This window comes from Janthinobacterium sp. GW821-FHT03A03 (assembly GCF_059421435.1).
Map to the genome: position 1 here is coordinate 818,335 of NZ_JBWKUZ010000001.1, position 13,238 is coordinate 831,572.

General features: G+C 63.2%; 13 protein-coding genes. 2 read left to right on the forward strand and 11 right to left on the reverse strand.

Annotation, left to right across the window (positions count from 1 at the left end; genetic code table 11):
- Nucleotides 1-17 precede the first annotated feature (17 nt).
- The 5 genes from AC07VI_RS03740 to AC07VI_RS03760 form a co-directional block, all read right to left on the reverse strand.
- Nucleotides 18-2,255 carry a methyl-accepting chemotaxis protein gene (locus AC07VI_RS03740; protein WP_086143775.1) on the reverse strand — a complete coding sequence of 746 codons (2,238 nt, stop codon included), beginning with the start codon at nucleotides 2,253-2,255 and terminating at the stop codon, nucleotides 18-20.
- The gene (locus tag AC07VI_RS03745; protein WP_253251891.1) at nucleotides 2,255-2,854 is read right to left on the reverse strand and encodes a chemotaxis protein CheW; all 600 of its coding nucleotides are present in this window, start codon (nucleotides 2,852-2,854) and stop codon (nucleotides 2,255-2,257) included. The genes AC07VI_RS03740 and AC07VI_RS03745 overlap by 1 nt, the downstream gene beginning before the upstream one ends.
- Before the next feature lie 27 nt (nucleotides 2,855-2,881).
- Nucleotides 2,882-3,247, reverse strand: coding sequence for a response regulator (locus tag AC07VI_RS03750; protein ID WP_086143773.1), 366 nt, complete (start codon nucleotides 3,245-3,247; stop codon nucleotides 2,882-2,884).
- Nucleotides 3,248-3,285: 38 nt separating this feature from the next.
- On the reverse strand, nucleotides 3,286-3,705 hold the full coding sequence (locus tag AC07VI_RS03755) for a response regulator (RefSeq protein ID WP_086143772.1): 420 nt from the start codon (nucleotides 3,703-3,705) through the stop codon (nucleotides 3,286-3,288).
- Between the two features lie 93 nt (nucleotides 3,706-3,798).
- On the reverse strand, nucleotides 3,799-3,951 hold the full coding sequence (locus tag AC07VI_RS03760) for a rubredoxin (RefSeq protein WP_038488910.1): 153 nt from the start codon (nucleotides 3,949-3,951) through the stop codon (nucleotides 3,799-3,801).
- A 96-nt stretch (nucleotides 3,952-4,047) separates the two neighbouring features.
- On the opposite strand from AC07VI_RS03760, the gene thiD reads away from it, so the two are divergent.
- Both thiD and hemL read left to right on the forward strand, forming a co-directional pair.
- The gene (gene thiD / locus AC07VI_RS03765; RefSeq protein WP_086143771.1) at nucleotides 4,048-4,905 is read left to right on the forward strand and encodes a bifunctional hydroxymethylpyrimidine kinase/phosphomethylpyrimidine kinase; all 858 of its coding nucleotides are present in this window, start codon (nucleotides 4,048-4,050) and stop codon (nucleotides 4,903-4,905) included.
- Nucleotides 4,906-4,964: 59 nt separating this feature from the next.
- A complete protein-coding gene (hemL, locus tag AC07VI_RS03770; protein ID WP_099374166.1) occupies nucleotides 4,965-6,254 on the forward strand; it encodes a glutamate-1-semialdehyde 2,1-aminomutase in 1,290 nt (429 codons plus the stop codon).
- A 125-nt stretch (nucleotides 6,255-6,379) separates the two neighbouring features.
- On the opposite strand, the gene AC07VI_RS03775 is transcribed toward hemL, so the two are convergent.
- From AC07VI_RS03775 to AC07VI_RS03800, 6 genes are all read right to left on the reverse strand, one after another.
- Nucleotides 6,380-7,096 carry an HAD-IA family hydrolase gene (locus tag AC07VI_RS03775; RefSeq protein WP_086143769.1) on the reverse strand — a complete coding sequence of 239 codons (717 nt, stop codon included), beginning with the start codon at nucleotides 7,094-7,096 and terminating at the stop codon, nucleotides 6,380-6,382.
- 302 nt (nucleotides 7,097-7,398) lie between these two features.
- Entirely contained in the window at nucleotides 7,399-8,364 is a 966-nt protein-coding gene (gene corA / locus AC07VI_RS03780; RefSeq protein ID WP_034746658.1) for a magnesium/cobalt transporter CorA, read from the reverse strand.
- Between the two features lie 223 nt (nucleotides 8,365-8,587).
- Nucleotides 8,588-9,319: a monofunctional biosynthetic peptidoglycan transglycosylase gene (mtgA, locus tag AC07VI_RS03785; protein ID WP_492995747.1), complete on the reverse strand. Its 732-nt coding sequence runs from the start codon at nucleotides 9,317-9,319 to the stop codon at nucleotides 8,588-8,590.
- Entirely contained in the window at nucleotides 9,316-10,158 is an 843-nt protein-coding gene (gene aroE, locus AC07VI_RS03790) for a shikimate dehydrogenase (RefSeq protein WP_086143767.1), read from the reverse strand. Before aroE ends, mtgA begins: the two co-directional genes overlap by 4 nt.
- Entirely contained in the window at nucleotides 10,155-11,012 is an 858-nt protein-coding gene (locus AC07VI_RS03795; protein ID WP_492996377.1) for an energy transducer TonB family protein, read from the reverse strand. Before AC07VI_RS03795 ends, aroE begins: the two co-directional genes overlap by 4 nt.
- Nucleotides 11,013-11,149: 137 nt before the next feature.
- Nucleotides 11,150-13,237, reverse strand: a complete 2,088-nt coding sequence (locus AC07VI_RS03800) for a ribonuclease catalytic domain-containing protein (RefSeq protein WP_492995750.1) — start codon at nucleotides 13,235-13,237, stop codon at nucleotides 11,150-11,152.
- Nucleotide 13,238 lies beyond the last annotated feature (1 nt).

Here is a 13,238-nt window from a genome sequence, read left to right on the forward strand (position 1 = left end):
ATCGCCTGGCGCGGCGTTCAGGCGGCGACGCGGAAGCGCGACACCGAGTTTTTCAGTTCCTGCGCCAGCATTGACAGCTTGTGGATCGACTGCGCCGTTTGCTGCGTGCCATCCTGGGTCTGCTCCGTCACGCTCAGGATATGCTGGATATTCAGTGCCACGCCGCTGGCCGAGCCGGCCTGCGTGCCGGTAGCGAACGAAATGCCCTGGATCAGCTCGGCCAGGTGCTTCGACACCTGGCTGATGTCATTCAGCGCGGCGCCGGCCGCGTCGGACAGGCGCGCACCCTCGACCACGCCTTGCGTCGATTTTTCCATCGCCCTTGTCGCGTCCTGGGTGTCGGCCTGGATGGTGCGCACCAGCGCGCCGATCTGCTTGGCGGCGGCGGCCGAGCGTTCGGCCAGGCGCTGCACTTCCTCGGCGACGACGGAAAAGCCGCGTCCCGCCTCGCCGGCCGATGCGGCCTGGATGGCCGCGTTCAGCGCCAGCACGTTCGTCTGCTCGGTGATGTCGGAAATGAGCTCCGTGATTTCGCCGATTTCCTGCGACGATTCACCCAGGCGCTTGATGCGCTTGGAGGTGTCCTGGATCTGCTCGCGGATTTCATGCATGCCCTTGATCGCATTTTCCACCGCCGTCGAGCCCTGCAGCGCAGCCGCCACCGACTGGCGCGCCACGTCAGCCGAGACACTGGCCGATTTCGACACGTCGGTAATCGCGTTGGCCATCTTCACCACGGTCGCGCTGGCGTCGAGTATCTCCCGCGACTGCTGCTGCGACGCGATCAGAAGCTTGCTGGAGATGCTTTGCGCCTGCGTCGAGGCGCGGTTCACCTGCTCGGCCGTGGCCGTCACCCGTCCCACCAGGCCGCGCAATTCCTCGACCGTGTAGTTGACGGAATCGGCGATGGCGCCCGTGATGTCTTCCGACACCGTCGCCTGCACCGTCAGGTCGCCATCGGCCACTTTCTGCAACTCGTTCATCAGGCGCAGGATGGCCGCCTGGTTCAGGTCATTCTGCGCCTTGGCCTGCTCTTCCTTCTCCTGCGACAGCAGGCGCTGTATTTCCGCTTCCTGGCGGCGACGCTCCGCATCGCGCGTGCGGTTGATGGAATCCTGCAACAGCACACGGCCGATGCCGGCCGCCGCGATCAGGGTCAGCACCACGCCGGCCACCATCAGCCAGAATTCCACGCCCAGCGATTCCTGATTGGCGTGATACATCTGCTGCAACAGGGTCAGGCGCTGGCGCAGGTCTTCGTTCTCGTTGAAAATCAGCTGTTCCGCGCTTTTCGCCGAACTGAATTTATCCAGGCGGTCGAGGATGGACGACACCAGCTTCTGGTAGGCGTCAAAACTGGTCTTCAGCGCCACCAGGCGCTCGCGCAGTTCGGCGTCGCGCGTGGGCGCCAGCTGCAGCGACACGCTGCCATTGAGCAGGCCCTCGACGGCAGCGCGGAAATACGTGGTGTCGCGTCCCAGCGAAAACGCCGTTTCCGAGCTGATGCTGCCGGAGGCGAGGAACTCGCTGGCGCTGCGGCTCATGCGCTGGGTCAGCATCATCAGCCGGCCGACGACGGCCAGGTCGCGGCCATTGCCGCCCCGCTGCACCTTCAAGGCGGCGATTTCCTCCGTCTGCGCCAGCAGCGCGGGCGACAGCGCGTTCAATTGCTGCAAGGTCTTGTCGAATTCGCCCAGTTCCGTCTTCAGGCGCAGGATGGTGCTGGCGGCGCGGTCGCTGCTGGCCCACTTCTTGCGGGCGTCGGCCACCGCCGCCAGCAAGCCGGAACGCGATTCGCCGATGTCGCGCCCATGATAAGTCCCGCCGCGCAGCATCAGGCGGAAATCCTGGTTCAGCTCATTGCGGCTTTCCTCGAGCTGGCGGAAGGCTTCCGGATTGCCCTGCACCGCGTTCGGCGTGGCCTTGCCGATGCGCTGCGAGTGCATCAGCGCATCGCTGGCCAGCTGCGTCTGCGCCGAGGCGATATTGCCGCTGCGCGTGTTCAGGCCGACGAACAACAGGCTGGCGGCCAGGCTCAGGGCCATTACTGTCGACAGGATGCTCAATTGTTTTTGCAGCGGCAAGTGGCCGATCAGCGGCAACTTCAAGTCGCTCGCCGGCGCGCTGGCCAGCGACTTGCGCCGTCCCAGCGCGTCGCGCAGGCGCAGCGGCAGGTCATCCGGCAGCGCGACATCGGCCAGGCCGCTGTCCGCTTCGGGCAGGCTGGCCGCCAGGATAGGGGAATGGGCACCCATCAGAAAATGTCCTTGTGTGCGGGGGCGCCGCCGAAGCCGGCGTCCAGGAAGCGCTCCGATTGCACCAGTTGCGCCAGGTCCAGGCGTAGCCACTGCTGCCCTTCGCTGTCGCACAATGCCTGCGCCGCCCACGGCAACGCATCGTGCAGCGACATGGCTTGCATGCCGCGCTGCTGGCGCAAACCCAGCACGCGTTCGACCAGCAGCGCGCAATTCATGCCCAGGCGGGGAGAAAAAGTGATGATGCGGCTGTCGCCGCCTGCCGCGCAGGCGGGTTCGCCCATGTAGCGGGCCAGGTCGATGACGGCCGTCAGGCGTCCGCGCATGGCCAACAGGCCCAGGTACCAGTCCTGCGCCAGCGGCACGCCCTGGATCTGCAAACCGGCGGGAATGACGATCTCACCGAGCTGCGTCAGGTCCAGCAGACAACGCCGGCCACCGAGCATCACGCCCAGCTCCTTGCGGGCCGCCAGTGCGCCGCTGCGCGCGGCCTGCACGCGTTCGATCAATTGCAGCTGGTACTGACGCAAGCGCCCCTGCCGGCGTGCCGCGTCGAAAGTCGGCAGGACGGCGGCAGGCGGAAAAGCCGATGTGGGCACGCCATTGCCAGGCATCGTGCGCATTGCCTAGGACAGCGCCGCGATCTTCGCCAGCAGATCGGCTTCGACCACCGGCTTGACCAGGTAATCGCGCGCGCCCTGGCGCAGACCCCAGATGCGGTCCGTTTCCTGGCTCTTGCTGGAACAGATAATCACCGGCACATCCTGCAGCTCGGGATCGCGCGCGATCGCGCGCGTGATCTGGAAGCCATTCGCACCTGGCATCACCACATCCATCAGGATCAGGTCGGGCCTGGCCTGCTTCAGTTGCGCCAGCGCGTCGGCGCCGTCTTGCGCCGTCAGCACGGCGTAACCGGCACGCACCAGCATCTCGCTCAGGTAATAACGTTCTGTCGGCGAGTCATCGACGATCAGAATTGTGTGTATGGCCATGTGTTTGTTTACTTCCTTGCTGCGTTGTATACATCATACTAAAAACGGCTGGCCAGGTGCTGCCGCACGGCCGCCAGCAGCGCCTCCGGCGCCAGCGGCTTGGCCAGACAGGCGCTGGCGCCGGCCATGACGCCGCGCGCCCGGTCGAACAAGCCCTCCTTCGATGACAGCATCAGCACCGGCGTGGCATGGAACGCCGCGCTAGCCTTGATCAGCGCACATGTACGATAGCCATCGAGGCGCGGCATCAGGATGTCGCACACGATCAGCGCCGGGCGGCAATCTCCAACCTTGGCCAGCGCATCGAAACCGTTTTCCGCCACCACCACGCCATAGCCGGCCTCACGCAGGACTTTTTCGGCCGCGCTGCGCACGGTGGCGCTGTCGTCGATGACCAGGATCGTGATGCCGGCGCACGCGATATCGGACGATGCCTCGGGCAGTAGCGGACTCGTCATTTGATTTTTCGGCAATCTTTCATACCATAGCACATGCTACCGCTACGCCAGCGTGCGGCAGGCACATGCCAATTGATCAGGATTAATTAAATTTCAAATGGCCACCATCTCGAAATCATCCTTGCGCGCCCCGCATTCCGGGCAGGTCCAGTTCATCGGAACATCGGCCCAACGCGTGCCTGGAGCGATGTCTTCGTCGGGCAGGCCGGCCGCTTCATCATAAACCCAGCCGCAAATAAGACACATCCACGTTTGGAATTGCTGCGTTGTTTCGTTGCTACTCACGTTCTGCCACCCTTCAATCAAGTAAAATGCTGAATTAGGTATCTTAATCTACCCGCCGTGCAAAACCAAACTTCTCCCCTCATATTAAGCTTCGGCGTGTCCGATCCGGTCGGCGCCATCGGCATCCAGGCCGACCTGGCCACGTTTTCAGCCTTCGGCTGCCATGGCCTGTCCGTCACCACGGGTCTCCTGATCAGTGATACGGCGCGCGTGGAAGACGTGCAGGCGATCGACCCGGACTGGGTCTCCGACCAGGCGCGCGTGCTGCTGGAAGACATGTCCGTCTCGGCCATCAAGATCGGCGCCCTGGGCAGCGTGGAAAACGTCACGGCCATCGCCGAAATCGTCTCCGACTATCCGAACGTGCCGCTGATCCTCGATCCCTTCATTTCGGCGCTGCCGGAACAGGGCATGGACGACGAGGACATCCTCACGGCAGTGCGCCAGCTCCTGATCCCGCAAACGACCTTGCTGGTGCTCTCGCCGGTGGAACTGGAGCGCCTGGCCGAGACCTGGCGCGACGCCGATCCGGACGACACCCTGCAGAACGACGTCGATTACCTGGTGGCGCTAGGCTGCGAATACGTGCTCGTCACCGGCATGCCGGCCGACGCCAGCAAGTCGGGCACGGGCGAAGGCAAGCTGCGCGCCAACACCCTGTTCGGCGAGGATGGCGTGGTGCGCCACGATGAGTGGCGCCACCTGCCCGGCATCTTCAACGGCGCCGGCAGCACCCTGTCGGCGGCCGCCACCGCCTTGCTGGCCCTGGCGGAGAATGAAGACGATGTGCCGCAAGTCGTGGTGGCGGCGCAGGAATTCACCACCGGCGCGCTGGCGCATGCGCAGCGCCACGGCATGGGCAAGCTGGTGCCGAACCGGCTGTTCCAGCTGCAGCGCCAGCGCGGCGCCCAGTAATCCCGTCCAGACAAATACAGACGACTCAGACAACGATCCACTTTCAAGGCACGATTATCATGACGACGACTTCCCAGAACGACATCCTGTTTACCCGCGCGCAAAAAACCACGCCAGGCGGCGTCAATTCGCCCGTGCGCGCCTTCCGCTCCGTGGGCGGCACGCCGCGCTTCATCACGCGCGCCGAAGGCCCGTACTTCTGGGACGCGGACGGCAAGCGCTATATCGACTATATCGGCTCGTGGGGTCCGGCCATCGTCGGCCACGCCCACCCTGAAGTCGTGAAAGCGGTGCAGGATGCGGCGGCACTGGGCCTGTCTTTCGGCGCGCCGACGGAAGGCGAAGTGCTGATGGCCGAGGAAATCACCCGTCTGGTGCCGTCGATCGAGCAGGTACGCCTGGTCTCGTCGGGCACGGAAGCGACCATGAGCGCCCTGCGCCTGGCGCGCGGCGCCACGGGACGCGACAAGATCGTCAAGTTCGAAGGCTGCTACCACGGCCACGCCGATTCCCTGCTGGTCAAGGCCGGCAGTGGTCTGCTCACCTTCGGCAATCCGACCTCGGCCGGCGTACCGGAAGACTTCGTCAAGCACACCATGGTGCTTGACTATAACAACGTGGAACAGCTGAAAGACGCCTTCGACAGCTTTGGCGCGGAAATTGCCTGCGTCATCGTCGAGCCTGTGGCCGGCAACATGAACCTGGTGAAAGCCACCCCGGAATTCCTGCAGGCCATGCGCGAATTGTGCACGCAGCACGGCGCCCTGCTCATTTTCGATGAAGTCATGTGCGGCTTCCGCGTGGCTCTGGGCGGCGCGCAGGCGCTGTACGGCATCAAGCCCGACCTTACGGCCCTGGGCAAGGTGATCGGCGGCGGCATGCCGGTGGCGGCCTTCGGCGGCAGCGCCGCGCTGATGCACCATATGGCGCCGCTGGGCGCCGTCTACCAGGCCGGCACCCTGTCCGGCAACCCGGTGGCCGTCGCGGCCGGCATGACGACGCTGAAACTGATCCAGCAGCCTGGCTTCTACGCGCAGCTGGGCGCCACGGCCAAGCGCCTGGCCGACGGCCTGACCGCCGCCGCAAAGGAAGCAGGCGTGGTCTTCTGCGCCGATTCCATCGGCGGCATGTTCGGCATCTATTTCAGCGAAACGCCGCCGACCAGCTACGCGGAAATGATGGCCGGCGACCGCAGCAAGTTCAATGCCTTCTTCCACGCCATGCTCGATGAAGGCGTATACTTCGCGCCGGCCGCCTTCGAGGCCGGCTTCGTCTCGGCGCAGCACGACGATGCCGTCATCGACGCCACCATCGCCGCTGCGCGCAAGGTTTTCGCCACCCTGGCGTAAGGTACACACCTGACAAAACCTACTGCGCGTCGCGCTTTGCGGCCGGCGATGCTCACCGTACTAAAGTACGGTTGCGCTTCTCGGCCACAAATCACTGCCGCTCGCTGCGGTTTTGTCAGGTGTCGTTACACTGTAGCGCCTTGTAGCAGTTCCGCCACCAGCGCTGGCAGGCTGCCCATGTCGCCAAAGACCAGCTGCGCGCCGGCCGCCTTCAGGCGCGCCTCCTGGCCGGGGGCGATATGTCCGCCGCCGATGAATCCCAAGACCGTCATGCCCGCCGCCACGGCCGCCGTCACGCCCGTGACGCTGTCCTCCAGCACCAGGCACTGGCCAGGCGGCACGCCGAAGGCGCTTGCTGCCGCCAGGTAGACGCCAGGATGCGGCTTGGCGTGGCCGACCAGGTCCGGTGTAAACACGCGGCTCTGGAACAGCGGCGCCATGCCCGTGCGTTCGAGCGACGACAGCACGCGCGCGCTGACACTGTTCGACGCCACAGCCTTGGGCAGCGGGATCGCCGCCAGCGCCTGCGCCACGCCGGGCACGGCGCGCAGTTGCGCATCGCAGGCCGCATCGACGGCATTGCCGATGGCCATGATTTCGTCGGCCGGCAATTGCGATAAACCCAATTCCTTGTAGATATCCTGCATCAGCGGCACCAGGCGCTGGCCCAGGCGCGGCTCGATCAAGCCTTGCAGGGTGACGCCCTCGGGCAGGTTCTGCAGGCGCGGCCCCAGCAATTCCAGCAGCGCCTGCAGGGCCACGGCCTCGCTGTCGACCAGCACGCCGTCGCAGTCGCTGATCAGGTGGGTAAAGCGCGGTGGGGCGGTAGCGGTATCAGGCATGAAATCTCCAGAAGTACAACAGTGGCGGAAAATGCGGCGGCCAGCCGACAAGACTGGCAGCGCAACGATCATAGGTGGAACAGGCGGACGCTGCTACGCAAAAAACGCATCAATGACGATACTTTTCTGCAAAAGACAGCCAGCGGGGTACAGCATGGCGCAATGCAGGCAACGTAGATACCAATTCAATACCACGCAATACCAGTGATTATCGCCGATTTTTGAAATTGCTGCGTCCGCCTTGAAATCCGGGGAGGTCCGGTGGCGGCGCCGGGATGCGAACCCGTCCCGGCGCCGATGGATTATTTCAGCCAGCCACGGTGGCGGAAGTACAGGAAGGGCGCGATGGCGCTGGTGATCATCAGGCCCCAGGCCCACGGATAGCCGAACGACCATTCCAGTTCCGGCATCAGCTTGAAGTTCATGCCGTACACGCTGGCGATCAGGGTCGGCGGCAGGAAGGCCACGCTGGCCACCGAGAAGATCTTGATGATCTTGTTCTGGTTGATGTTGATGAAGCCGACGGTGGCGTCCATCAGGAAGTTGATCTTGTCGAAAAGGAAAGATGTGTGACCATCGAGCGATTCGATGTCGCGCAAGATCTGTCGCGCTTCCTCGAACTGCTCGGAATTGAGCAAGCGGCCACGCATCAGAAAGCTCACGGCGCGGCGCGTATCCATCATGTTGCGGCGGATACGGCCGTTCAAATCTTCCTCGTGGGCAATCGCGTTCAGCGCTTCGGCCGCGTGCGCATCGGTAAATTCCTTTTGCAGCACGCGCGTGCTGACTTCTTCCAGGTTCTGGTAGATGCCTTCAAGCACATCGGCCGAATATTCGGCATCGGTGGCGTACAGGTCCAGCAGCACGTCCATGTAGTCGGCAATCGATCCTGGCCGCGAGCGGGCGCGCATGCGCACCAGGCGGAACACGGGCAGGTCGTCCGTATGCATGGAAAACAAAATCTTGCGGGCAAGAATGAACGCCACGGTGATGACGCGCGACGGCCCGTCGTCTTCTTCGCGCAAAAAATCCGTGCGCAGATGCAAGTCGCCGTTTTCCGCTTCGTAATAGCGGGCCGACGCTTCGATATCCTTGACTTCGTCTTCGCCCGGCAGGGTCACGTTGTAGATGGCCTTGACCCAGGCCCGTTCGTCATCGGTGGGGTCGGTCAGGTCGACCCAGACCGGTTCGGCGTTTTCGAGGTCTGCGCGGCTGTCGATCGGCACCTGGTTGAGCCGGCCATTCTGTAATACAAAAACATTGATCATGCGCGCTCTCAGCCGGATGTTAGGTTATCGTGATGTGCTGGCGCTGGCGCCAAAAATGAAAACAGCGCAAGTGTACCCGCAAAGCCCTTTTCACGACCACCCCTCGCCACCGCTTTTTCACGGAAATTGTGTGTCGCTGCACCAAGGGGATCGATTAAGATGCCACATCGCAATAGTGCAAATTAGACATGCTTAATCTTATGCAAAGCAGCACCCGCTGGCGTCAAGGCAGTTCGGCCGCCCCCATGCGGCGCAGGATGACACTGGTGCGCCGGTTCAGGTAACCCGTATCGCGGTGACGGTCGTAAAAACGGGGATTCGGCAGCATCACGGCCAGTTTCGCCGCCTGCGCCGTGCTCAGGCTTGCCGCGCTCACATGGTAATAGTGGCGGGCGGCCGCCTCGGCGCCGAAGATGCCCGTGCCAAATTCCACCACATTCAGGTAAATCTCGAAAATGCGCTGCTTCTCCATCAGGCTTTCCAGCATGTAGGTAATGATCAGTTCCTGGCCCTTGCGCACATAACTGCGCGAACCGGACAGGAACAGATTCTTCGCCAGTTGCTGCGTGATGGTGGAACCACCGGCCACGACCTTCTGCTTTTTGCTGTTTTTTTCATATGCCTTTTGCAAGGCCTCCCAGTCCACGCCTTCGTGCTCGGAAAAATTCGCGTCTTCCGAGGCGATGATGGCCCGCTTTAAATTATTCGAAATGCGGTTGTACGGCACCCACATCTGCTGGATGGCGGCATTGGGATTCTTGTCTTGCAAGACGGATAACTGCTCGCGCATGAAGGCCGTACTGGATGGGTTATGGTCGACCCACCACCAGATTTGCAGGAAGAAATACAGTTGTACGACGATAAACGCCAGCACGGGCACGATGAACAGCCACTTGATCCAGCCGTAGCGGCCGCCGCTGCCGCCCTTGCGTTGTCCCTTCTTGCCGCCGCTCACAGGCTGCCCCGCAATTGCGCCAGCAGGTCCCGCGTCTGCGGCCGCACGCCGCGCCACACGTAAAACGCTTCGGCCGCCTGCTCCACCAGCATGCCCAGGCCGTCGCGCACCTGCGCGCCATGTTGGGCGGCAAAGTCCATGAAGACGGTGGGCTGGGCGCCATACATCATGTCCAGCGCCAGGGTGCGGCGGCCGAAGATACCGGGCGGCACAGGCGGCAAGTCGCCCGCCAGGCTGGCCGAGGTGGCGTTGATGACGATATCGAAAACGCCGTCGGGTTGCGTGAAGCCGCCGGCGCGCAGCTGCTCCGGGTGACTCAGCGCATCGGCAAACTGCGCCACCAGCGCCTCGGCCGTGGCCACGGTGCGGTTGGCAATGACGATTTCCTGCGGCCCCTGCTCCAGCAAGGGCAGGATCACGCCGCGCGCCGCGCCGCCCGCCCCCAGCAACAGGACGCGCTTGCCGGCGACGGCGACAGCCGCGTTGCGCACGATGTCCGCCACCAGGCCGGCGCCATCGGTATTATCGCCAAGAATGGTGTCTCCATCAAAACGCAGGGTATTGACGGCGCCGGCGGCCCTAGCCCGCGGCGTCAGGACGGTGGCCAGCGCGCACGCATCGAGTTTGAAGGGCACCGTCACGTTCGCGCCCTTGCCGCCTTCGGCCGCAAAGCTGCGGGCCGCCAGCGCAAAACCGTCGAGCGGCGCCAGCCGGCGTTCATAGACAATGGGCTCGCCCGTTTGCAGGGCGAACGCGGCGTGTATCAAGGGTGACTTGCTGTGGGCAATGGGATTGCCAAATACACAATATTGATCAGGATTAATATTTTGCTTGCTCAATTGCTGCCGCCAGTCAGGTTAGCTTCCATTTTTTCTTCGCGGGTAAACTTGAAACGGGTGATGACGACCCACAGGTCATCCTTGTCGCTCGACAACATATTCGGTGGAAAACGGCCAAACGGCGCCGCGCGGCGCACGATGGCCAGGGCAGCCGCATCCAGCGCGGGATTGCCGGAGCTGCGCTCGACGCGGGCGCCGCCCTCTTTCTGGTAAATCGTGCCATCCTGGAAAATCGGAATGTACACGACCAGCTCGCCATACATCTTGCGGCCATTCTTTTGCGGAAAATTCAGCGTGCCGATTTCCTCGATGCGCTTTTGCAGGGTCTTGTAATACATGGCATAGCCGACTTCCTGTGTGCTGGGCGTAATGAAAGTCTTGCGCGGACGCTTGTTCTGATCTTCCACGGTCTGGCTGATCTCGGCCGCCATGCGCGCGATGGCCTTGCTGCTTTCCATCAGGTCCGAACCGCTGGCCAGGGGATTGGGCTTGTCCTTTTCCGTGACGGGCGCGGCACTGTAAGGCGTCGGTTTGGCCGCCTGCGTCAGCAACTCCTGCTGTTTCTGTTCGAGTTCGGCGATGCGCCGGGCGCTGGCCTTGACGCTCTCGCCCTCTTCCACCTTGCGCATGTCGGGCAAGGGAGATTTGGCGCGACCCTTGTCGGCCTGGCCACCGCCATCGAGGCTGGCTTGCGCCAGCGCGTCAGCCTTCAGCGGCTTGTTCGCATGCTTGGCATTGACGAGGATCACTTCCAGGCCCGGATCCGTGGCCACGGCCCGATGCGGGGCCGGGGCGACAAAATGCATCGCCAGCAAGGCGCCGTGCGCCAGCAGCGATACCGCCACGGCGATCATCAGGAAACGATTCTCTCGGAAAGACTTCACGCGCAACCCAGTTCGCAACAAGCACAAGATACAAGATGGCTGAATTCTACGTCAAAGGGCGGCGCTGGAAACAGTTTTAGTCCCGTTTTTCGCGCCGCCCCGCGGCCTTACTTGACCTCGGGCTCGCTGACCACGTCTTCGCTGGCCAGTTCCGCCACTTCCGCGTCGGCGTCGCTGACCTGGTTCGCCGCTTGCGGCGACGCTTCGGCCGCGACTTCTCCCTCGTCGGCGCCTTCGTCGCCCGCGTCTTCCTCGTAATCGAGCTCGGCGTCGGCCGCCACGTCGGGCACGGCGGCGATTTCCAGCAGGCGCGCTTCAATGCTCAGGTCGACTTCATCCCAGCGCAGCAAGTCCAGTTTCACCTGGGCGCCGCGCGCCACCGATGGCATGCCCGGCAGCTTGATGACCAGCGGAATGTCGACCAGGCGCAGGATTTCATCTTTCAGCACGACAGCATCGACCTGGCGCGCGTTTTCCTGATGCAGCCAGCGCAGGCACCAGTAGCGTTCCATGTTCGACTGGAAATCGCCATACGCGGCATAGGCGGCGTCGAACGCCGAGACGATGGCGAACAGGTTCGCGTCGCGCGGCTTGAACGGGGCCACCAGGGGCGCCGTCACGCCATGCTCGGCGCAGGCGATGATTTGCCACTGGTTGACCAGGTCCGTATAGCGGCGCAGGGGCGAGGTGCTCCATGCGTACTGATCCACGCCCAGGCCCTGGTGCGGCGCCGCATGGGTAACCATGCGCACCTGCATCTTTGCCGCCCAGCTATTGCCGCTGCCGCCGCCCTGGCTGCGGTAGATGCCGGGCACGCCGTGGTCGTGCAGCATCTTGCCCCAGGTACTGTTGGCAAAAATCATCAATTCGGCGACGATCTTGTCGAGTGGCGCGCCACGCTTGCGGCGCGCCACGGTAACGATGTCGTTTTCCACATAGAAGTTGAAATCGACGCGGTTGTTCTGTTCCGGCTTCAAGCCAAACGCTTCGCGCTTCTTCATGCGGCCCTGCTCCAGCTGCTGCGCCCATTGCCACAGGATGGCGAAGTCGGCCTTGTGCGGGTATTCTCCCTCGCCGCTGGCAAGGGTTTCCTCGTTGACCAGGTCATCGAGCTGGTTATGGCGCAAATTGCTGGCGATCGGCACCAGTTCGGCGCGCGTCTGCGTACTGACTACCGCCCAGTCCGCTTTCGGGTCCAGGGTGGCGTACAGCGACAGGGCCGGGCACGTCGTGCCTTCGGCCAGCGTGAAAGCATTGACGATTTCGTCCGGCAGCATGGTGATCTTGTCGCCCGGCATGTAGACGGTGGACATGCGCTGGCGCGCCATCTTGTCGATCACGTCTTCCGGACGGATGCCCAGGCCCGGCGCGGCGATGTGAATACCCACTTTCACGGTGCCGTCCGGCAGCGGCTGCACGGAGAAGGCATCGTCGATCTCGGTGGTGGTCACGTCGTCGATCGAGAAAGCGGCCACGTCGGCGAGCGGCAGCTTGGCTGTCACGGACGGTACGGGCACGTTGGGGAAGCCGGCGCCCTTGGGGAAATTCTCGAAGAGGAATTTCGACAGGTGCAAATCTTTCGGTGAAGCAATACCACCGACGGCCAGCATCAGGCGCGCCGGCGACGTGTGCAATTCCGTGCACGCCGCTTCCAGCGCCTTGTATTCGATGGTGTTCTTGTCCGGCTTGAACAGCAGTTGCAGCACCATGGGCTGCATCGAGGCGGGCAAGCGGTTCTGTTTCAGCTCGTCCACATAGCCTGCCTGCACCAGCGCCTGCTGCTTCTTCTTTTCGATGCCAGCCAGGGCCGCCTTCAGCGACGCTTCCGGCGCCGCCTTGTAGCGGCCGCGGCCCTTCTTGTAGAAATACACGGGCGCCGAATGCAGGGAGAGGATCAGTCCGGCAGCCTCGGCAGGCAGCGGCGCATGGCCGAAATACTCGGCGCCCAGTTCGGCAAAGCCGAATTCGTCTTCGCCCGCCACTTCCCACAGGAAATCGAGATCGATCTCGGCGGCAATGCTCTTGGCCTGCTCCAGCAGCTCGGCCGGGGCCGGCTTTTCATACTGCAGCAGCACATCCTTGATCTTGACCTTGGTGCGCTTGCCGCTGGCCATCTCGACCTGGTAAGCCTCGCCCGCTTGCGACAGGACCGTGCCGACCTTGAAATCGCCGGATTCTTCAAAAAATAGATTCATT

Coding starts and splice junctions, on each gene's coding strand:
- hemL (WP_099374166.1), top strand. CDS start 4,965: ATGACGACGACTTCCCAGAACGACATCCTGTTTACCCGCGCGCAAAAA.
- AC07VI_RS03760 (WP_038488910.1), bottom strand. CDS start 3,951: ATGTGTCTTATTTGCGGCTGGGTTTATGATGAAGCGGCCGGCCTGCCC.
- corA (WP_034746658.1), bottom strand. CDS start 8,364: ATGATCAATGTTTTTGTATTACAGAATGGCCGGCTCAACCAGGTGCCG.
- AC07VI_RS03775 (WP_086143769.1), bottom strand. CDS start 7,096: ATGCCTGATACCGCTACCGCCCCACCGCGCTTTACCCACCTGATCAGC.
- AC07VI_RS03795 (WP_492996377.1), bottom strand. CDS start 11,012: ATGATCGCCGTGGCGGTATCGCTGCTGGCGCACGGCGCCTTGCTGGCG.
- AC07VI_RS03750 (WP_086143773.1), bottom strand. CDS start 3,247: ATGGCCATACACACAATTCTGATCGTCGATGACTCGCCGACAGAACGT.
- AC07VI_RS03800 (WP_492995750.1), bottom strand. CDS start 13,237: ATGAATCTATTTTTTGAAGAATCCGGCGATTTCAAGGTCGGCACGGTC.
- AC07VI_RS03755 (WP_086143772.1), bottom strand. CDS start 3,705: ATGACGAGTCCGCTACTGCCCGAGGCATCGTCCGATATCGCGTGCGCC.
- AC07VI_RS03740 (WP_086143775.1), bottom strand. CDS start 2,255: ATGGGTGCCCATTCCCCTATCCTGGCGGCCAGCCTGCCCGAAGCGGAC.